The following is an 18,097-nucleotide window of genomic DNA, read 5'->3' as shown; positions in this document are numbered from 1 at the left end:
TCCCAACGAATCGCGATGCCCGGATGATGAGCATGCTGGTGAGATAGCGATGCGTATGCGGTGTGGTGGGCGGGCCGGTTGGTCATCTCAGGTGGTGAGAGCTCGGGCGAGTCGTGCCGCCTCGTGCGCCAGACCTGTGGGGTCGGTCGCGATGAATGTCGAGGTGCTCGCGATATTGCCCTGCGCGTACCAAATGCCTTGGGGCCGACCCGAGATGAGAAGCCTGCCGGTGCCGTGTTGAGTGGTCAGGCCCCCGAACGGGTGCCGTTCGGCGGATGCGGAGGTCAAGAGCGAACGCACCAACCCCTCGGCAGCCTGTGGCACGGTGTAGGCCGGTGGGTTGACGGCATTGATCACCACGTCGGCGGTCCACTCGGTGTTGTCGGTCACCGTGAATCCGGCGTTGGAGTGCGGCTGGATCTTCTGCAATCCCGGCCGCAGCCGTACCTGGCCGGAATCCAGAAGTCTCAGCAGGATATTCGCGTTGTGCGGCACCATGGGTGAACTCAGGCAGTTGATGGTGCGGAAGTGTGCGCTGCGCAGCATCGTCTTGTCTTGTTCGCGGAACAGCGGCCATACCGCTGGCACGACGGTTCGGATGGCCCGACCGAGCAGTCGCCGCCCCTGATGCGGGTCCGCGACCAAGGACAGCTGGCGCCGCAGCCGTTGCACGGGAGGTTCGGTGTCGTTGCCGATGACCTCCTCGGCCAGCGTCCGGAAATCGTGCCCGAGTTCGGAGAGCTCGTTCTTCATCAGGTCGATCAGCATGGTGAGTGTCGCCTGCCCTTGGTTGTCGCGGACTCGTTGCAACGCGTATTCGGGCGTCAAATACCGCGGCTCATATCGAATGGGACGTTGTTGCACGGCGGGCAGGACGCCGCTTCGCGACATCAGGCTGATCGGACCGGTGTGTCCACGGGAGACCAGCCCGGTGACAATATCGACGGCGGTCAGTCCGCTGCCGATGACAGCGACGTGCCGGTCCGCGGCGACTCCTACCAATCTGCCGTGCAGGGGGTACGGCTCATGCACGTATCCCGGCATGTCGGCGAGCCCATAGCTGTCACGTGGCTGCCCGCCGCCGATGGACAGCACCGCGCGATCCACTGGAAATGTGCCGCCGTCGGCAGTGTGCAAGGTGGCGTTGGGATCTCGAGAGAACCCGGTGACGCCGGAATTGACGACGCTCACCCGCCACCCGTCCTGGCGCAGGTTGGCGATGGCGGTTTCCGCGGTGTGTTCCAAGTATCGTCCGTACACCGCGCGCGGAACGACCGGTAGGCCGAGTCCTTCGTCGAGGAAACGGGCGAGCTCAGGCCGTTCCCCCAACCAACGCAGGTAATGATCCAGGTCTCCACCGCGGGCGGTCATGGCCATCGGTGGCGCGTTCACTCGTACGGACTCCTGGTCGCGTTGGTATGCGCGGCCGCGCCAGACGGCGGATGAACTCTCGAACACCGTGATCGCGCCCGGCTTCGCGGCCGAGCCGGCGAGCGCGTCGAGCAGGGCCACCGTAGCCATTCCCGCGCCGACGATTCCGATATGCATGGTTGATTCCCTCTATCGAGACTTTACGGACGTGCGTCGACCAGCTTCATCGGCCGCCGTTCGACATCCCATCCCTCGATCGGGGGGTTTCGACACCGTCGTACAACCCCTCACGTGAGGGGTTGTACGACTCCTCGTGCGCGGGAATCATGGCGGGCATGAGCAGGTCGACCAGTGATCCGTCGGGCGGTCTCCTAACAGGAATCGCCGCGGCGCGCGACGCGGCGAGCCTGTTCGCCGTGACGTCGGACCGCCTGCGCCGCGTCGCCCCCTTCGACGCCGCCGTATGGGTTGCCACTGATCCGATCAACGGGTTGACCGCGGCGCCGGTGCGGATCGAAAATCTCCAGCAGGGTGGGTGCGGCATCTACTGGGAATCTGAATTTCTCGCCGATGCCGTCAATCCCTTTCGGCATTTGACGAAGTCTCCGGTGCCGGTTGCCGGGTTGCGGGAGGCCACCGGTGGTCGTTTGATGTCGAGCCCGTTGTATCGGGACTTCATGCGGCCGAGAGGCTTCGACGACGAACTGCGCGCCGTGTTCCGGATCGATGGCAGGCCTTGGGGACAGCTGAGTCTATTCCGCGAGCGCGGTCGAGCGCCCTTCCGGGCCGAGGAGATTGCAGTGGTCGGCTCGTTGTCGAGTCCGATGGCCCAGCGGCTGCGCTCGTACGCCCAATCCGCGGAGCCGCCGCGTCGGCCCTCCGATACGCCGGGAATGCTGCTGTTCGATCGTGCGGGAAACCTGACGTCGATCAATGACGAGGCCCGCCGCTTCCTCGCCGATATGCCGCCGGGCCCTCGTGCGGCGACGCCGTCCGGGATCGACCTGCCCCTGCCGGTGTGGATTCGTAGCACCGTCGGTCGTGCGCGCGAGACGGGTGGCAATGCGCGAATCCGCATGCGCGCGCTCACCGGTGGATGGCTGGTATGTCATGCCTCGTGCCTGCGCGGTGCCGATGGCACCACGAAGATGACCGCGATGACGATCGGACCAGCGCCGGTGTCGGAGATCGCCACGCTGGTCATCGCCGCCTACGAACTGACATCTCGGGAACACGAAGTCACCGAACTCATCGCGCGCGGGCTGTCTACCGCTGAGATCGCGAGCCGATTGTTCCTGTCGCCACACACGGTCCGAGACCATGTGAAGACGATTTTCCAGAAGGTTGCCGTAGCGAGTCGGGGTGAGCTGGTCGCGAAGCTGTACACCGAGCACTACGAACCGCTCGTAGCGCCCGAAAGTGCCCGCCACCCGTAGCGAACAGCGAGTCGAAGGGTGCTGGAAGGAGCAGCTCAGCAGCCACCTGAGGTGGGCATCGCCGCGGCATTCGACGACACACGGCGGCAGACCGACACGTCGATATCGGGGCAACCCGCCGATCGCCTGATCACCACTCGGTGCGGCAAGGGAATCCTGTTGCGCGAGTTCATGATCACCCGTGTGGTGGAATTGATTCCGCATGGGCTCGACATCGCCATCGCGCTCGGCGTGTGGCATGGACTACGCCAGAAGCCGCTACGGTCGTGGGCGACTTCTTGCAGATCGAGCCCGCCACTTCCCACATGGGTTGGGACCGCCGAACCGCGTGGGACTGCTGCACGATCGGGTGACAGATTCGATCACGCGGCCTGACTGGCCGGTGGGGTCATGATGGTCTCGTATTCGACCGGCGTCAAACGGCCGAGGGTAGCTTGGCGTCGGCGGCGGTGGTAGGTCCGTTCGATCCAGGTGACGATCGCGATGCGCAATTCCTCACGGCTGCACCAGGATCGGCGGTCGAGGACATTCTTCTGCAGCAGCGCGAAGAAACTCTCCATGGCGGCATTGTCACCGGCCGCGCCGACACGGCCCATCGACCCGGGCGCGAGGCGACCTGACCATCGCGGATCTTGACCCAGATACAGTCGATCATCACGACCGCGTACACGCGATCGAGTGGTCGGGACTGCCATTCGGCCAACTCGCCGGCCACGGCGTCGGTGATCTTGGAGATCGTCTCCCGCGAGATATCGGCGCCATAGATCTCGGCCAGATGAGCGCGGATCTCCCCGGTCGTGAGCCCCTTGGCATACAAGCTGACCACCGCCTCGTCGAACCCGGCCACCCGCCGCGCATGCTTGGGCAGGATCTGTGGCTCGAACCCTCCGGCGCGGTCACGAGGCACATCCACGGTTACCGGCCCGATATCGGTATGCACCTTCTTACGGCTGGTGCCGTTGCGGTGATCGTCACCCGTGGTCTCGGCCGCCGCCGCACGATCGCCTTTGGCGTATCCGAGGTGCTCGGTCATCTCCGCTTCCAGGGCGGCCTCGATGACGCGGCGGGTCACCGCCGTCAGCAAACCATCGGCCCCGGTCAGTGACAGCCCCTCGCTGCGGGCCTGCTCCACCAGCTCGTGCGCGATCCGAACATCCAGCCCGCCACCAGCAGTCCGAGTTGCGTGTCGTTCAAGGTGATCCTTCCTCGCCGAAGCAGCGGCAGGCTACTTCAGCACCTGTTCGGGATCACCTCCACCCCCAAAGTTCCTGACAGACCCCCGGGCCGTCGATGGGCACGGACCGTGCAGCCGACGGCGCGGTCGGCCTGATCCGGATCAGCTGGCGAGATCGAGAAGGTAGACGGGTGGGTCCTCGTCTTCGGCGGCGCCGCAGTAGCACGTCTGGGTGCAGTCGGTGCACGTCGAGCAGCCCAGGCACCACGCCGACAGGTGATGGCCGCACTCGGCGTTCCACTCCGTATCGAGGGTGACCGGGTGCGGGATGAGCGGACCGACCTGATCGTATGAGCGAGACTGCATAACTCGAATGGTCACCCCGGGCACCGACAGGAATCGAGCGAGACTGTCACCCCAATACCCCCTGTGGGTATACGTTGGCACACCCTTTGCACCATGACTTATCGCCAAAAATCCGCTCGACGCACCCCCCTGCGATCATCTCCTTCCGACCGACCTTCCACCCCCTTCCATCCGGCCTTCCACCCTTCCGCCCAGCCTTCCGATGGACGGGGTGGACATCCAGAGGACGGGGATGGACACCACTCTGGATGCGCGGAAGTGCCAGGAAAGGCCATTCGGCCCGACCGAGCCCCGGCTGCGTGAGCACGTCCAGGAGCCTGCTGCCGCGCCTGCCTCAGCGGCAGGCTTGCCCTCCAGTGGACGCCGCGCGGTTTCGTGTCGAGAACCGGAATCTACGAGAACAGCACGATCAGCCCGAAGATCACCACCGGGCGGCACCAGCCACAACCACCGCATATTTCTGCCGTGATCCGCGCCTCATCAAGCGAACGGTGCGGCCCGGAATCAGGCCAGAATGCCGCATCGTTGCGGAGAACCGCGAACGACACAAGGCGTTGTCCATAAACGCCGACGGCACCGCTTGGTGACTCTGGCGAACGCGCGCCCGGCGGCAATATAGGACGTTTGTGTCGTTTGCCACCGTTGTGTGACCACCACGTTGCCAGTCGCGGGACCACCGCCAGTAGTACAGAATTGAAACAGGGTATCGCGCCGGCAATTGGTGAGCGCCGCGTTCCCAAACGACCGTTATGCGGCATTTGCGGATATTGGATATAGTAGGCATGCCCGGCCGAATCAAGGAACGGCTCCTCATCGGCCGCGAGTGTGCCCTCTTCTCGGGCCACCTCGTACCAGAAGTCGTAGTCGAGACGGACGACGAACACCGGCATGACGACGTCGGCATACAGCCACGAACCCGTACGAACACCGCAGCTCACCGAGCTGCGAGGGATGGATCAGCGCCTGGATTACCCCCTGGACACAAACCCTGCGCTAATCCAGGGGCAAGCTGCCGTGGTTCAGCGCTCGCATCCGTGGTCGCGGCGGTGCTGCTGGCCGTAGTTGTGTCCCGGGGGCGGCGTGTGCCGCTCCCATTCAGGCGTAGAGGACTTCTTCGGCGACGGCGCCGGATCCTCGGTCTCGCCGTAGCCGTACGGGTCGGGCATGCGCGAGTCCGGCGGGCCGACGCGGCGGAGGCGGCCGAACCTGGTGGAGTCGACTCCCCGGCGCGAGCGTGCTGCCGCCTTGGCCGCAACACGCTCGGCTTGCTCGATGCTCTTCTTGGTGGTGCGGTCGGCGTTGTCCGGTGGTGTCAGCGGACCCGCCGCGCGTTCCAGCGCCGTCTGCCGTTCCTGCTTTTGCGCGTCGTTCGGTCGCAGAAGTCCGACGCCTGTGGGACCGTTCGCAGTCCCGCCGACCTCAGTCCACCGGCGAGCCAAGCCATCCGGTGCGCCCACGCGCCGCAATCATCGCTCACCGCACCGAATCAATCATGGCCCTCACCCAGCCGCAGCGTGATACAGCTCCCGATGCTCCGCCCACGGACGCGCCCGCTCCTCCGGACTCAACGCCAGCAACGCCCGCAACTTCCCCCACGCCCCCTCATCGGTCGGCGTATACACCTGCATCCACGCATGCGGCACCGACGGCAACGACATACTCGTCAAGAACATCTCCAACTCCCCCACCGCCAAATTCCGCACCTGCTTCGTCCGACTCGCCGGAACCGCCACATCATTCAACGCCCACAACGACGCGAAACTCGCACTCTGCGAACACAACTCCGCGATGAACTCCTCCCAATCCGGATCACCCAAATTCTTCGCATACGCCCCACGCAGATAACCCACCATCCGACGCAGATCATCCCAATTATGGTGATAGGTATTGCAGCACTCCGGAGTCAGGAACACCCGCCGCGCCACATTCCGCTCCCCCAACAGAAACCCCGGGCACAACGCCTCATACGACTTGTTGTGCGCCAGCACGTCATACCGCGCACTCAACACCACACCCGGCAACGGCTCCAGATGATCCAAAATCACCTGCAACTCCTCCGGCAACGCCGTACCCGCATGCGCCACCGGCACCGTCGGCACATCCGCCAGCCGATACAAATGCGCCTTCTCCGCCGCATCCAACGACAACGTCCGAGCCACCGCGTTCAACACCTGAACACTCACATTGATGCTGCGCCCTTGCTCGAGCCACGTGTACCACGTGATGCCGATCCCAGCCAGCTGCGCGACCTCTTCGCGCCGAAGACCGGGCGTCCGCCTTCGCGGGCCCGGAGGCAGTCCCACATCCTCCGGTGAGATCCTGGCACGCCGAGATTTCAGGAACGCTCCCAGTTCGGCGCGCCGAGCCTTGCGCACGGCCTGAACATCGGCCACATCAGTCATTCTGTGATCTTCCCGTACGGGGCTACAGGTATCCAGGTGCTGTCAGTACCAGTTTTTGCCAGGCGTGTCGGCCCGTCTTCTCGACGAGTGCCGCGGTCGGGACGAGGTGGTCATGCCGTCCGAGTGGCAGCGAGCGGCAATGGTCTCGTGCTACGGCCGACCCGCCCGGATCGCCGGGGTCGACGGCATCGAGCCGGGGTGGGCTGCGCCGACGATGCGGCCCAGCGGCATCTGTGGCTCCGGAGGCGGGGGCTGGGGCGGAATGAACCGCAGAATCCCCGAAAAGCCGCGGAATCCACCGGGTATCGGGACCTGGATCTCGGGAAAACCGGGGATGCCACCCGATGACGGCTCAGCGCCGGCGGGCGCGGCGGCAGCGAGCACGGCGACGGCGGCCAGGGCGGCAACCGCGGCAGCGAGGGCTGAGCGCGAATGTCGTTGTGGGCGTTGCTCAGGCCGACCATTGGCGCTGGATGCCATGATGCGGTCCTCCGATCTCCGTCGGCAGGCCCGATGCGACCCATCCGGCCTCGCGGGAATATCACCGAGCCGCGCATGAATTTCGAAACACCACGGTGTCGTCGAGCCAGGATCCGGAGAGTCATATTTCTGCACGCATTCGAATGCGCAAAGCAGGACACTCGCATTTCGCGATAACGAAACGATAACCGCGAAACATATCCCTCAGGGACTTGCCCGCCTGCCGCCGTGTGGTCCCCCCGGGTCACCGCAGTCGGCCACCACTTGTCGCCGACCAAGCCGACGGCGAAACGTCGTGCGATGCGGGCTGACCAGGATTCCGGCTCCAGTTGGGTAGATTGCCCCGCGATGTCCAGCATGCAATCGACGTCCGATACCACCGCGGTGACCGATCCCGCGGCGCTTGCCATGTCGATGGTGGGCCGCCGGTATCGCGCCTGCGATTACTACGAGGTGGGACGGGAGAAGATTCGCGAATACGCCCGTGCGGTGCGCAACCACCACCCCGCGCACTGGTCGGAGGACGCGGCGGCCGGTCTCGGCTACGACAGCCTGCTGGCGCCGCCGACTTTCGGCGCGGTCCCCGGCTATCTGGTCTATGCCGAAGTGCTCGACACGATCCTGCCCGGCTACGACCTGAGCCGGATGATCCAGACCGATCAGATGGTCGAACTCCATCGCCCGCTGCTGGCCGGTGACCGGATCGGGTTCGAGGTCGGCCTCGACTCGTTCCGGCGCGCCTTCGGCGGCGACCTCATCGTGCTGCGCCAGACCATCCTGGACCAGGAGGATCGGCCCGTCGTCACCTCGCGGACCAGCATGGTGGGGCGCCCCGACGACACCGTCCCGGTTTCGCTCGACGCGGTCGTGATGCACGGCGCGCACCCCGACGCGCGGAGGGCGCACCGTCCCACGCACCCGCGGTACGTCGGGCCGGTCACCGAGCCCCTGCGAGAACCGCACACCGTTCCGGTGAGCGCGCACGCGCGGCGGTTCGACGCCGTGGCTCCCGGCGAGGAGATTCCGCCGCGCATGCTCACCATCAGTCGCGGCGACCTGGTCAACTACGCCGGAGTCGCGGGTGACCCGAACCCGATCCACTGGAGCGACGAGATCGCCGCCCGGATGGGGTTGGAAACCGTTGTCGCCCAAGGCATGCTGACGATCGGGCTGAGCGTGGACTTGATCACCTCCTGGCTGGGCGACCCCGGCGCCCTGCGCGCCTACAACGTGCGGCTGACCAGCCCGGTCCAGGTCGGCGCGAGCGGCGGCCGGATCGAGTTCCGCGGCCGGATCAAACACCTGGACGCGGGCGCGCGAACCGCCACGGTGGCGATCACCGCCGAGCAGGACGGGCGCAAGATCTTCGGCCGCGCGACGGCCGAGGTCGCCCTCGCGTGATCGAACGTATCGTCCGGCCGCACCGCAAATCGGTGTGTTTGGTCCGGAGAAGCCGGGGCACGTTGGAGACGGAGCGCGGTCGCCCTCGACCGGCGGACGCGGACTCCGGTACCCGATCGAGCGGGCAGCAGGCCCGCTCGCACCCGAAAGGACCGGTATCTGTCGTGGTTGTGCTTCTTGCTGTGATCGGCTCGGCTTCCCTGGCCGTCATCGCGGTCCATGCCACGGTCGTCGCACGCAGCTTGGCCGAACTCCGTTCTCCGCGCCGCGGCAGCGCGCGGTGGCGCGAGGTACAGGACGCTCGGCTCACCCGCACATCGGTCTGATTCCCAGCTCGGCGATCGCGCGGCCCCATGACACGGAGGCCGGGCATTGTCGTGCGGTGCGGCTACGGACCTACCTCTGGTCGCGCTGACGTTTCTGCGCGTCGCGAAGGCGGACGTTGTCGGCCTGCAGCCGGTCGTTGTCGGCATGCAGGTCGGCATTCGCGTCCTCCAGGTCGAGGATGCGACGGATGCCCGCCAGGTTCACGCCCGTGGCGACCAGGTCGGTGATCCGCCGCAGCCGGGCCAGGTCGTTACCGCTGTAGCGGCGCGTGCCGCCGTCACTCCGCGCGGGCGTCAGCAAACCGTGGCGCTCGTACAGCCGCAGCGTCTGCACGCCGATGCCCGCCAGCCCAGCGGCCACCGAGATCCCGTACACCGCTTGACCGGGGTCCGGCAGATGCCCCGAGTCGCCCCGTTCCTGCGCCATCCATCCTCACTTCTCGTCCGAACTAGATTTCCTAGTTTAGCGCCTTGAACTCAACTTATCCCGGTGCTATAAAAAATCTATGTCGGATGACAGAGGTTATCTGACCCCTACTACGGAGAATGGAGTGAGTTGGAGGTGGCGACCATGCTGATGCGTACCGATCCCTTCCGCGATCTGGACCGTTTGACGCAGCAGGTGTTCGGCACGAAGGCGCATCCAGCGGTGATGCCGATGGATGCCTGGCGCGCGGGCGACGAGTTCGTGGTCGAGTTCGACCTGCCCGGTATCGACCCCGATTCCCTGGACCTGGACATCGAGCGCAACGTGGTGACGGTGCGAGCGCGCCGCCCCGAACTCGACACCGGCCGGGAGATGATCGCCGCCGAGCGTTCGCGCGGCGTGTTCAGCCGCCAGCTGTTCCTCGGCGAGAACCTGGACACCGACAACATCCGTGCCGACTACACCGACGGCGTCCTTCGTCTCACGATTCCGGTCGCGGAGAAGGCCAAGCCGCGCAAGATCGAGATCGCTCGCGGCGACGGGCACAAGGCGATCCACGCCTGACCCGGCCGGGATCTGCGCACCGAGCTGGAAAGTGAGGTGATGCCGATTCAGTGATGGGGAACAGATCCGCGACCAGTGTCACGTCACCCCTTCCGTGCGGGCCCGGCGGTCCGGGCCCGCACGCGGCCCGAACGCGAAAGGCGCTACCGCAGAAGGGCTATCCTTGCATACGGAACACCTGATGGAGCATTCGATCATGGCACCGAGCCACCCACGCGACACCCTGCCACGACCGACCGAATCCGAGCCGGCGCGCCCGGCCGAAACGCCGGTCATCTGGCCCGACCCCAGCCCGCTCGACGCTTGGTGGCAACGGGTCATGCACTCCGACCGGCCCCACCGCAGCGTCGCGTGACCGCGGCCAGGACCACCCTCGTGACCGACCGGCAAAGCCCTCCGAGCACCTCGGCCGAACCCTGGCGCCGCGGCACGGTCATCTGGTTCAACGTGGAAAAGGGGTTCGGATTCCTCCGGCCCGCGGACGATCCGACGCCGGTCTTCGTCGAGTACACCAGCATCGAGACCACCGGCTACAAATCGCTCAGCGCGGATCAGCCCGTCATCTTCACCGCCACCATGCGCAAACGCGGCCCGGAAGCAACGGCGGTACGCCCACTGCTCCCCGGCACCGCGGAGGTTCGGGCGACCGGGGACGCCTGATCCATCGGCGGGATCGCCGGCCCCGCGCGGACGCACCATGCAGCGGGGTCGGCGAGCTCGGCGGTGCGTGACGATCACTCACCCGGTTGTGCAGACACCTGGAGCTATCGTCCCGCAAGCAGGACAATAGGAGGATGAGCGACGGCGGGGCTTCGGGCACGCCGTCGTGACAGAAGCTCCCAAGCTGCGGCCTGGACCCTCGTCCGAGCAGGAGGCGACACAATGTCGACATCCACCGCGCCCATGCCCGTCGAGCGATACGCATTCTCCTCGACCGACTCCGGCGAGATCACCGACTACATCGACCGCATGTACGCCGGCACCCGCACCCGATTTCTCGATGTCTCACCGGAGGCCACGTTCACCGTCACGGGCGTCGCCACCGACACGATGGCCACCGACCGGGTCCGTGCCGCGATCGGTTACGCCACCGACTCCGAACCATTCGACTACCTGGTGTTCGAACACCTGATCGCGGGCCGGTACCTGCTTCGCGGCGGTGAGGAACTGTTCCTGCGCCCCGGCGACGTGGCGGTCGTCCCGATGGGTGTCGGGCTGTCGTTCGAAGTGCACGATCTCGACATGTCCCTGCTCCGGCTGCCGATGGACCGGGTCACCGCGGCGGCGGAAGAGCAGGTCGGCGCGCCCGCCGGAGGCGTGCGGTTCCAATCCGCGCAGCCGGTCTCGCACGCGATGGGACGGTACTGGCGCGAGCTGGTCGGCGTGGTTCACCGCGAACTCATGGACCCCGATTCGCCGATGGGCAATCCCCTGGTCGCCGAGCAGACGACCGCCGGGATCGCCGCCGCCGCGCTGACCACCTTCCCGAACACCGCGATGACAGTGGATTACGTCCGCGACCCCGGCCCGATCACCCCGGTGGCCTTGCGTCGCGCGACCGACTACATCAACGCCAATGCCGATCAACCCCTGACCCTCACCGACATCGCCGAGGCCGCCGGGGTCACCACGCGCGCCCTCCAGCACGATTTCCGCAGGCACTACGACACCACGCCCCTGGGTTACCTCCGCCGGGTGCGGCTCGAGCGCGCCCACGAGGATCTGACCGCTTCCGAGCCCGGAGCCGGGCCGACCGTGGCCGCCATCGCCGAACGGTGGGGCTTCGCCCATCCTGGCCGCTTCGCGGCCGCCTACACCGCCCGCTACGGTCGGTCACCCAGCTACACCTTGCGGACCTGACTACCCAGCGGAGACCTTCTCGACCCGCGCCACAGGGAACGGCGTGGCCCTGTTTCGGCACGGCGATAGCGGTCATGCTGCACGGGCGGAGCGAATCGTGCCTCCGTGGCCACGCTCGCACCGGGCGCGGTCGAACACGAGAAGGGAGGACACATGGCTTTCCGAGACGTGATCGCCCAACTCCACCAGGACATCACCACCGCCGAAGACGCGGGCGACGAAGCGACCGCCGCGCGTCTGCGCGCCGAGTTGGCCGAAGCGCTGGAGGCGGCCCGAAGCGGAGACAAGGACGAGGAATAGCGCGAGCCGCGCCCGGTTTCCGGCGGTTTTGCCAGGGCAACCAGTCACCATGGAATCCGACAACGCGTCTCCCGAGACACCTGCTTCCGAGCCCATGTCAACCAGCGGTTCCGGGTCCACCGTGGTCCGCGAAGAGGATCTGCGCCGACTGCTGGCCATGAGCGAGCCGAACGCACGACTCGTCCTGGAAGAGGGACGAGTCCGGATCGAGCAGGGTTCCGACACCGAACCGCGCGGCATGCTCCTCGCGACTCGCGCCGATCTCGCCGACCGTCTCGGAGACGATCCGGACGCCGCCGCGCTGACCGAACAGGCCACCGAACTGAACAGCGAAATACGCCTCCGCGGCGCCTGAAGCAGACGTCACGTGGTCAGCCACGTGACCATTCGTGGCCCCAGTAGCTGTCGGCGGTGATCTCCTCGGCGCTGTAGGTGGCTTCGTCGACGAGCACACCCTCGGTGCCGTATTCGAGATCCCAGCCGCCGGGAGTGCGGACATAGAAGGAGATCATCTTGTCATTGGTGTGCCGCCCCAGGGTCGACGACAGCGGGTAGCCCGCCCGCTGGACGCGGTCGAGAGCCCGCCCCACCGCGTCGAGCCGGTCGACCTCGACCATGATGTGCACCAGTCCCGGGCCGTCGGGACGGCTGCCCGGGATCAGCGCGAGGCTGTGGTGGCGCTGATTGACACCCAGGAATCGAACCCGAACCGGCCCTGCCCCGGGCGGGGTCGGCACCCGGAACGAGCCGCGCGGCAGGAATCCGAGCACGTCGCAGTAGAAACGGTTCGCCTCCTCGAGGTCGGGCACCGGGAGAACCACATGGCCGAGCCCCAACCCCTCGGTGACGAACCGATTCCCATGGGCGGTGACGACCGGGCTGTGGTCGAGCACCGGTCCGTGGAAGACCTCGACGGTGAACCCGGCCGGATCGGTGAACGCGAAGGCTTCCTCCACGCGCAGCGCATCGACCTGCTCCGGCGCGAGCGGTGTGACGGCGACGCCCGCCCGCTCCAGCGTTTCGCGCACCCGGGCGAGCGCGCGATAGTCCCGCACCTCCCAGCCGACGGCCAGCACCCGGTCCTGGTCGGCGGGAACGAGTTCGAAGCGGTAGGCGTGCTCGTCCATGCGCAGGTACACGCTGTCCGGATTCGGTCCGGTGGCCCGCGCGAAGCCCATCACATCGAAAGCGAAGGCGCGCCAGGCCGCCACATCGGCGATGGCGACTCGGACGTAGCCGAGCGAGGCGATGTCAGCCATGTGTTCGTCGTACTCCTCAGGAATAGGTGACGTGCACCGTGTCGGTGGCCGGGATCGCCTGGCAGGCCAGCACGTATCCCTCGGCCAGATCGGCGTCGTCGAGGACGTCGTTGTGCCGCATGTCGACCTGTCCGGAGACGATCCGGCAGGTGCAGGCGCTGCACGCGCCCTCGCGACACGAGTAGGGCGCCGACAGGCCGTTGGCCAGCAGCACGTCGAGCAGTGCTCGGTGCCGCGGCCACGGGAATCGGTATGTCTGGCCGTCGAGTTCGACTTCCACCGCGGCGCTGTCGGCGGAATCGGTGAGCTCCGGCGCGCCGGTCTCGAACGGGTTGCCGCTCAGCGACACGAATTTCTCGACGTGCACGCGCTTGCGGTCGGCGCCCAGCCCGATCAGCGCGTCGGAGACGGCGTCCATGAAGGGCCCGGGGCCGCAGACGAACGCCTCGCGAGCGCACCACGGCCGCGCCAGCGCCGCCAGTTGCGCGCGGGTCGGCAGTCCCTGCACCGTCTCCAGCCAGTGCACCACGAGCAGACGGTCCGGATGCCGGGCGGACAGGTCGGCGAGTTCGGCGGCGAAGATGACCGATTGCTCGTCGCGATTGGCGTAGATCAGCGTGCAGTGCCCTGACCCGGCCGACAGCACCGACTTCAGGATCGACAGAACCGGGGTGATTCCGCTGCCCGCGGCGACCAACAGCACGTCGTCGTCGAGCGAGGCGGGCGTGAAGACGCCGGCGGGCGGCAGAACGTCGATGGCCATGCCCGCGACAGCGTTGTCGCACAGCCAGTTCGATCCGTAGCCGCCGGGCGTCCGCTTGATCGTGACCTTCAGCGGCCCGTTCTCGTGCGGCGCGCTCGACAGCGAGTAGCAGCGGCTCACCGAGCCGGTCAGGTCGCTCGGTATCCGAAAGGTCAGGAACTGGCCCGGCCGGTATTCGACCTCTTTCGGCTGCTGCGAGGCGATAGCCAGCTCCAGCGACACGGCGTCGCGGGTTTCCCGGATCACCTGCGCCACGCGGAGAGTGAGGATTTCCTCCGGGCGACCGCTCACCGCACATCCCCGTCTCGCGTGCTGACCTCGAGGGCGCCGATCGCGACGGCGGCATCGATGCTGTCGCGCAGAGCGACACAGGTCCGCACCCGCGCGCTGGCGGCCCCGGCGAACTCGGCGCACGCCGCCACCGCGACGGTGCTCCACTGCACACTGGTGTGCTGCGGGCTGAACTTCTCGACCAGCACGCGGGTTCCGCAGGCACGGCAGGAAATCGGTTCCATGGCCATCCCGCTCAGGATCCGGCGGCGGCGCGCTGCTCGGCCAGATTGTGGGCGACCTCCGCCTCCCACGCCGTGACCGCACGGGTGGTGTCGACCTCGAACTCGAACCGGTCGGTCATCTTCGGGTCGATATCGGCCACGTCGGTGTAGAACTGCTCGTACCAGCGGCGAAGCTGGTACACGGGACCGTCCTCCTCGCACAGCAGCGGATTGTCGATACGAGTCTTGCGCTTCCAGATCGCGGCGTCCTGTTCGAAGCCGCGGCCGAGACCGGCGGCGAAGTTCGCCGCGATGTCCTCGGCCTGCTCCGGTGGCACGCCGTGCGGCTTGCGCACGATCGCGCCGTACTGCAGCACGAATTTCGTCGGCGTCACCGGATAGTGGCAGTTGATCAGAATGCCCTCCACCGTGAGGCCCGCGCTCTCGCTGCGCAGGTGGTCGATCATGTAGGAGGGGCCGTAGTAGGAGGCGTCCGAGTGCAGCACGTTCTTGCCGCCCAACGCCTTCGCCGTCTCCCCCATCATGTCCTCGCGCGACACCGAGGTCATGTACTGGCTGGCGATGTGGCCCTCGAAGACGTTCTTGAAGTAGGTGGGGAAGCCGAAGTGCACGTAGAAGAAGTGGGCCATGTCCACCACGTTGTCGATGACCTCGCGGCAGTTGGCGCCGTCGATCACCATGGTGTTCCAGGTCCAGTCGGTCCACTCGTCGCTGAAGGCGCCCTCGATGCGCGGGATGGTGACCCGCTCCGGCGGTGGGTTGCCCTCCGGGTCGTTCCACACGAACAGCTGCTTGTTCTGCTCCAGCGTCGCCCACGCCCGGGTCCGCGCCCGCGGCGGCACCCGGCGACCGTAGGGAATGCCGGTGCAGCGGCCGTTGCCGCCCCAGCGCCAGTCGTGGAACGGGCAGGCGATCGAGTCCCCCTTGATCCGTCCGTCGCCCAGGTTCCCGCCCATGTGCCTGCAGTAGGCGTCCAGCACGTTGAGCTGTCCGTCACCGCTGGCGAACACCACCAGTTCGGTGCCGAAGATCGCGACGGTGTGCGGTTTCCCGTCCCGGAAGTCCTCCGCGAGACCCAGGCAGTGCCAGCCGCGCGCGTACCGGGCGGGCGGAGCACCCGCGTCGATCACTCGGACCTCGGTGTCGGTAGTCATCGGTTCCTCCACGATTCGCCCACGTTTGTCATCTCGATAGTTCGGTTCGCGATCCCGGCGCGGAAATGTCCAGTCCCACTGGCCGGGAGGCCCTTCAGGCCTCATCGAGCCGCCCGAACGCGGAGCGGTAGAACAGCAGCGGCCCGGCCTCGCGGTGTTCCGACAGCGCGGTGACTCGCGCGATCACGATGGTGTGATCACCGCCGTCGACCTCCCGCTCGAGTTCGCCGTCGAGCCACGCCATGGTTCCGGCCAGCCGTGGCGATCCGTTCGGTGAGGGCTCCCAGTCGACCCCGGCGAACTTGTCCGCGCCGCTGCGCGCCAGCTGTCGGCAGAGGTCCTGCTGATCGTGGGCCAGGATGTTGACGCAGAACCGGCCCACCGCGCGAATGCGCGGCCACGACGTGGACGTGCGCGCGGGGCAGAAGCACACCGCGGGCGGCTCCAGTGACAGCGCGGAGAAGGATTGGCAGGTGAATCCGATCGGCCCGTCCTCGGACCGCGCCGTGATCACCGTGACGCCGGTGCAGAAGCGGCCCAGCACGGCCTTGAAGTCGCCCACATCCAGTGGCGATCCGTCCATCGCCAGCACCCGTTCCATCGGGCCTCCTATTTCGATCAGGCATATACCTGATAGCTATGACAGCAGGCGCTGGCCGAGAGACGTCAAGATCGGGGTTCGGTCACCGAGATGGAGATCGGTAGAAGCTACGTAGTTCTCCCGATTCATCCGTGTCACGAACCCGCCAGTGTGAGGGGAGACACACACGGCCGAGCACGTAATGCCTGGTCGACGTAGACCGAATGTGACCGACGGAGGTCCAGATGACCGTCACCCTGTTGCCCGGCACGCAGGCGCGCACCAGCCGGGTCTCCCACCGCGCCGGCGCCGGAGCCGCCCGAGCCGGTACCGCCGAGGTGCCGGTATCGATGATCGAACGGATGACCCTCATTCTGGACGCGTTCGACGCCGCAACCCCGACACTCACCCTGCTCGGTCTGGTCGAGCGCACCGGCCTGCCGCGGTCGACAGTCCATCGGATCCTCGACCAGATGATCCGGCTGCGCTGGCTGGCCCACACGTCCGGCGGTTACCGGCTCGGCATGCGCGCGCTCGAACTGGGCGGGCTCACCGCCGACCACAACGAGATCCGCGACGCCGTGAGCCCGCTGCTGCACGAGTTGTGTCAGCGCACCGGCATGGTCGGGCATCTGGCGGTGCTCGACGGACACGAGGTCGTGTACTTGGACAAAGCCGGTGGCCGCCTGGCCGCGATGCTTCCCACCCGGCTCGGCGGCCGCATGCCCGCGCACTGCACCGCACTCGGGAAGGCGATGCTGGCCTCCCTGGAGCCGAGTGTCGCCGAAGCCGCGTTCCATTCCCGGCTGCCGCGACTGACCGCGCACACCATCACCGAGCCCGAGGTCCTGCATCGCACGCTGGCCCAGATCCGGCTGCGCCAGGGCGTGGCGCTGGACCGTCAGGAAGCGCTGGACGGAATCGGCTGTGTCGCAGCGCCGTTGCGCGTCCGCGGCTCCGCGCCCGCTGCGCTGTCGCTGTCCGGGCGCGTCGACGCGATGAGCTTCGACAAGCTGGCGCGGGTTCTGCTCGAGATCTCCCATGAGGCGGGCCGGGCCCTGTTCCCCCGCCGCGCCCGCTGGCGATAGTTCGAGCCGGAATATGCCCGGGCGGTACAGTCCGACGATGACCGATGGCGTGACACCCGCGGTGCCCGATCTGCCGACCACCGCGTGGGCCGTGCTCGGAATGCTCTCGCACGCCGAGGAACTCTCCGGCTACGACCTGAAGAAGTGGGCCGACTGGAGCCTGCAGTTCTTCTACTGGAGCCCGTCGTTCAGCCAGATCTACGCCGAACTCAAACGCCTGGAGAAGCACGGCTACGCCACTTCCCGCACGGTCGTGCAGGAGGACGGCGTGCGCGGCAAGCGGATGTACGCCATCACGCCGGAAGGACGTGCGGCCGCGGCGAGCTGGGTCAACCACGCCCCGGTCGAGGCGCCGGTGCTCAAGCACAGCGTGATGCTGCGCGCCTGGCTCGGCAATCTCGCCGAGCCCGACCGGCTGCGCGAGATCCTCACCGAGCACATCCGCTACGCCGAGAAGATGCGCAAGCGCGCCGAGGCGGACGCCCGCGGCGCCGAGGCCAATCCGGACTGGGCCTATCCGGAACTCGTGCTGCGGTGGTGCGTGCGGCACTACGAGGCCGAGCGCGACTTCGCCAGGGACTTGCTCGCCGATATCGATCGCCTCACTGAGTGAGACGCCGCCTGGTCGTTC

Annotated in this window: 21 protein-coding genes and 2 pseudogenes; 10 read left to right on the top strand and 13 right to left on the bottom strand. The window is 67.0% G+C overall.

Translation table 11 applies throughout. The annotated features are described in order from the left end of the window. Window positions 1-87 precede the first annotated feature (87 nt). The gene (locus ON34_RS12105; RefSeq protein WP_040778343.1) at window positions 88-1,548 is read right to left on the bottom strand and encodes an FAD/NAD(P)-binding protein; all 1,461 of its coding nucleotides are present in this window, start codon (window positions 1,546-1,548) and stop codon (window positions 88-90) included. Between the two features lie 158 nt (window positions 1,549-1,706). Between ON34_RS12105 and ON34_RS12100 the strand changes: the two genes are divergently transcribed. Further along, window positions 1,707-2,807: a helix-turn-helix transcriptional regulator gene (locus ON34_RS12100; RefSeq protein ID WP_051022425.1), complete on the top strand. Its 1,101-nt coding sequence runs from the start codon at window positions 1,707-1,709 to the stop codon at window positions 2,805-2,807. Window positions 2,808-3,169: 362 nt separating this feature from the next. Here the strand turns inward: ON34_RS12100 and ON34_RS36000 are convergent. The 6 genes and pseudogenes from ON34_RS36000 to ON34_RS12075 form a co-directional block, all read right to left on the bottom strand. Next, window positions 3,170-3,409: pseudogene (locus ON34_RS36000) on the bottom strand (integrase core domain-containing protein); the annotation flags it as partial. Further along, a pseudogene (locus ON34_RS37555) lies at window positions 3,409-3,966 on the bottom strand (transposase); the annotation flags it as partial. The pseudogenes ON34_RS36000 and ON34_RS37555, both read right to left, overlap by 1 nt. A gap of 177 nt (window positions 3,967-4,143) precedes the next feature. Beyond that, a complete protein-coding gene (locus ON34_RS12085; RefSeq protein WP_040778336.1) occupies window positions 4,144-4,347 on the bottom strand; it encodes a hypothetical protein in 204 nt (67 codons plus the stop codon). 392 nt (window positions 4,348-4,739) lie between these two features. Then, window positions 4,740-5,237, bottom strand: a complete 498-nt coding sequence (locus tag ON34_RS35995) for a hypothetical protein (protein ID WP_157172275.1) — start codon at window positions 5,235-5,237, stop codon at window positions 4,740-4,742. A 129-nt stretch (window positions 5,238-5,366) separates the two neighbouring features. Further along, the gene (locus ON34_RS12080; protein WP_040778333.1) at window positions 5,367-5,804 is read right to left on the bottom strand and encodes a hypothetical protein; all 438 of its coding nucleotides are present in this window, start codon (window positions 5,802-5,804) and stop codon (window positions 5,367-5,369) included. A 42-nt stretch (window positions 5,805-5,846) separates the two neighbouring features. After that, the gene (locus ON34_RS12075; RefSeq protein ID WP_040778330.1) at window positions 5,847-6,749 is read right to left on the bottom strand and encodes a helix-turn-helix transcriptional regulator; all 903 of its coding nucleotides are present in this window, start codon (window positions 6,747-6,749) and stop codon (window positions 5,847-5,849) included. An 828-nt stretch (window positions 6,750-7,577) separates the two neighbouring features. Between ON34_RS12075 and ON34_RS12070 the strand changes: the two genes are divergently transcribed. Both ON34_RS12070 and ON34_RS35990 read left to right on the top strand, forming a co-directional pair. Further along, complete coding sequence (locus ON34_RS12070) at window positions 7,578-8,630, top strand: fused (3R)-hydroxyacyl-ACP dehydratase subunits HadA/HadB (protein WP_051022405.1); 1,053 nt, start codon at window positions 7,578-7,580, stop codon at window positions 8,628-8,630. Window positions 8,631-8,794: 164 nt separating this feature from the next. Further along, window positions 8,795-8,956: a hypothetical protein gene (locus ON34_RS35990; RefSeq protein WP_157172274.1), complete on the top strand. Its 162-nt coding sequence runs from the start codon at window positions 8,795-8,797 to the stop codon at window positions 8,954-8,956. Between the two features lie 70 nt (window positions 8,957-9,026). Here ON34_RS35990 and ON34_RS12065 read toward each other — a convergent pair whose 3' ends face one another. After that, window positions 9,027-9,383, bottom strand: a complete 357-nt coding sequence (locus tag ON34_RS12065; protein WP_040778327.1) for a MerR family transcriptional regulator — start codon at window positions 9,381-9,383, stop codon at window positions 9,027-9,029. Between the two features lie 144 nt (window positions 9,384-9,527). Between ON34_RS12065 and ON34_RS12060 the strand changes: the two genes are divergently transcribed. The 5 genes from ON34_RS12060 to ON34_RS12040 all read left to right on the top strand — a co-directional run bounded on the left by ON34_RS12060 (window position 9,528) and on the right by ON34_RS12040 (window position 12,462). Beyond that, window positions 9,528-9,947: an Hsp20/alpha crystallin family protein gene (locus ON34_RS12060; protein ID WP_040778571.1), complete on the top strand. Its 420-nt coding sequence runs from the start codon at window positions 9,528-9,530 to the stop codon at window positions 9,945-9,947. Window positions 9,948-10,322: 375 nt separating this feature from the next. Then, entirely contained in the window at window positions 10,323-10,607 is a 285-nt protein-coding gene (locus tag ON34_RS33515; RefSeq protein WP_051022424.1) for a cold-shock protein, read from the top strand. 222 nt (window positions 10,608-10,829) lie between these two features. Further along, window positions 10,830-11,807, top strand: a complete 978-nt coding sequence (locus tag ON34_RS33510; RefSeq protein ID WP_083889339.1) for an AraC family transcriptional regulator — start codon at window positions 10,830-10,832, stop codon at window positions 11,805-11,807. Between the two features lie 153 nt (window positions 11,808-11,960). Next, entirely contained in the window at window positions 11,961-12,107 is a 147-nt protein-coding gene (locus ON34_RS12045; RefSeq protein WP_157172273.1) for a hypothetical protein, read from the top strand. Between the two features lie 94 nt (window positions 12,108-12,201). Further along, complete coding sequence (locus ON34_RS12040; RefSeq protein ID WP_040778321.1) at window positions 12,202-12,462, top strand: hypothetical protein; 261 nt, start codon at window positions 12,202-12,204, stop codon at window positions 12,460-12,462. Between the two features lie 16 nt (window positions 12,463-12,478). On the opposite strand, the gene ON34_RS12035 is transcribed toward ON34_RS12040, so the two are convergent. The 5 genes from ON34_RS12035 to ON34_RS12015 form a co-directional block, all read right to left on the bottom strand. After that, complete coding sequence (locus ON34_RS12035) at window positions 12,479-13,366, bottom strand: VOC family protein (RefSeq protein ID WP_040778318.1); 888 nt, start codon at window positions 13,364-13,366, stop codon at window positions 12,479-12,481. 16 nt (window positions 13,367-13,382) lie between these two features. Continuing rightward, window positions 13,383-14,420, bottom strand: a complete 1,038-nt coding sequence (locus ON34_RS12030) for a ferredoxin--NADP reductase (RefSeq protein ID WP_040778315.1) — start codon at window positions 14,418-14,420, stop codon at window positions 13,383-13,385. After that, the gene (locus tag ON34_RS12025) at window positions 14,417-14,650 is read right to left on the bottom strand and encodes a hypothetical protein (protein ID WP_245547993.1); all 234 of its coding nucleotides are present in this window, start codon (window positions 14,648-14,650) and stop codon (window positions 14,417-14,419) included. Before ON34_RS12025 ends, ON34_RS12030 begins: the two co-directional genes overlap by 4 nt. Before the next feature lie 5 nt (window positions 14,651-14,655). Beyond that, the gene (locus tag ON34_RS12020) at window positions 14,656-15,798 is read right to left on the bottom strand and encodes a 3-ketosteroid-9-alpha-monooxygenase, oxygenase component (RefSeq protein ID WP_040778556.1); all 1,143 of its coding nucleotides are present in this window, start codon (window positions 15,796-15,798) and stop codon (window positions 14,656-14,658) included. 94 nt (window positions 15,799-15,892) lie between these two features. Next, on the bottom strand, window positions 15,893-16,399 hold the full coding sequence (locus ON34_RS12015; RefSeq protein WP_083889337.1) for a flavin reductase family protein: 507 nt from the start codon (window positions 16,397-16,399) through the stop codon (window positions 15,893-15,895). A 224-nt stretch (window positions 16,400-16,623) separates the two neighbouring features. On the opposite strand from ON34_RS12015, the gene ON34_RS12010 reads away from it, so the two are divergent. Beyond that, window positions 16,624-17,466 carry an IclR family transcriptional regulator gene (locus ON34_RS12010; protein WP_083889335.1) on the top strand — a complete coding sequence of 281 codons (843 nt, stop codon included), beginning with the start codon at window positions 16,624-16,626 and terminating at the stop codon, window positions 17,464-17,466. Window positions 17,467-17,503: 37 nt separating this feature from the next. Further along, a complete protein-coding gene (locus tag ON34_RS12005; RefSeq protein ID WP_040778312.1) occupies window positions 17,504-18,079 on the top strand; it encodes a PadR family transcriptional regulator in 576 nt (191 codons plus the stop codon). Window positions 18,080-18,097: the final 18 nt, after the last annotated feature.

The sequence above is a fragment of the Nocardia pneumoniae NBRC 100136 genome, from assembly GCF_000308755.1.
Classification (GTDB): Bacteria; Actinomycetota; Actinomycetes; order Mycobacteriales; family Mycobacteriaceae; genus Nocardia; species Nocardia pneumoniae.
Note: the sequence above shows the minus strand (reverse complement) of the source record. Positions and strands in the feature narration are given on the sequence as shown.

Coding starts and splice junctions, on each gene's coding strand:
- ON34_RS12085 (WP_040778336.1), bottom strand. CDS start 4,347: ATGCAGTCTCGCTCATACGATCAGGTCGGTCCGCTCATCCCGCACCCG.
- ON34_RS12025 (WP_245547993.1), bottom strand. CDS start 14,650: ATGGCCATGGAACCGATTTCCTGCCGTGCCTGCGGAACCCGCGTGCTG.
- ON34_RS12075 (WP_040778330.1), bottom strand. CDS start 6,749: ATGACTGATGTGGCCGATGTTCAGGCCGTGCGCAAGGCTCGGCGCGCC.
- ON34_RS12020 (WP_040778556.1), bottom strand. CDS start 15,798: ATGACTACCGACACCGAGGTCCGAGTGATCGACGCGGGTGCTCCGCCC.
- ON34_RS12015 (WP_083889337.1), bottom strand. CDS start 16,399: ATGGAACGGGTGCTGGCGATGGACGGATCGCCACTGGATGTGGGCGAC.
- ON34_RS12005 (WP_040778312.1), top strand. CDS start 17,504: ATGACCGATGGCGTGACACCCGCGGTGCCCGATCTGCCGACCACCGCG.
- ON34_RS12100 (WP_051022425.1), top strand. CDS start 1,707: ATGAGCAGGTCGACCAGTGATCCGTCGGGCGGTCTCCTAACAGGAATC.
- ON34_RS33510 (WP_083889339.1), top strand. CDS start 10,830: ATGTCGACATCCACCGCGCCCATGCCCGTCGAGCGATACGCATTCTCC.
- ON34_RS12035 (WP_040778318.1), bottom strand. CDS start 13,366: ATGGCTGACATCGCCTCGCTCGGCTACGTCCGAGTCGCCATCGCCGAT.
- ON34_RS12010 (WP_083889335.1), top strand. CDS start 16,624: ATGACCGTCACCCTGTTGCCCGGCACGCAGGCGCGCACCAGCCGGGTC.
- ON34_RS12070 (WP_051022405.1), top strand. CDS start 7,578: ATGTCCAGCATGCAATCGACGTCCGATACCACCGCGGTGACCGATCCC.
- ON34_RS12040 (WP_040778321.1), top strand. CDS start 12,202: ATGTCAACCAGCGGTTCCGGGTCCACCGTGGTCCGCGAAGAGGATCTG.
- ON34_RS12060 (WP_040778571.1), top strand. CDS start 9,528: ATGCTGATGCGTACCGATCCCTTCCGCGATCTGGACCGTTTGACGCAG.
- ON34_RS35995 (WP_157172275.1), bottom strand. CDS start 5,237: ATGCCGGTGTTCGTCGTCCGTCTCGACTACGACTTCTGGTACGAGGTG.
- ON34_RS12065 (WP_040778327.1), bottom strand. CDS start 9,383: ATGGCGCAGGAACGGGGCGACTCGGGGCATCTGCCGGACCCCGGTCAA.
- ON34_RS12045 (WP_157172273.1), top strand. CDS start 11,961: ATGGCTTTCCGAGACGTGATCGCCCAACTCCACCAGGACATCACCACC.
- ON34_RS12105 (WP_040778343.1), bottom strand. CDS start 1,548: ATGCATATCGGAATCGTCGGCGCGGGAATGGCTACGGTGGCCCTGCTC.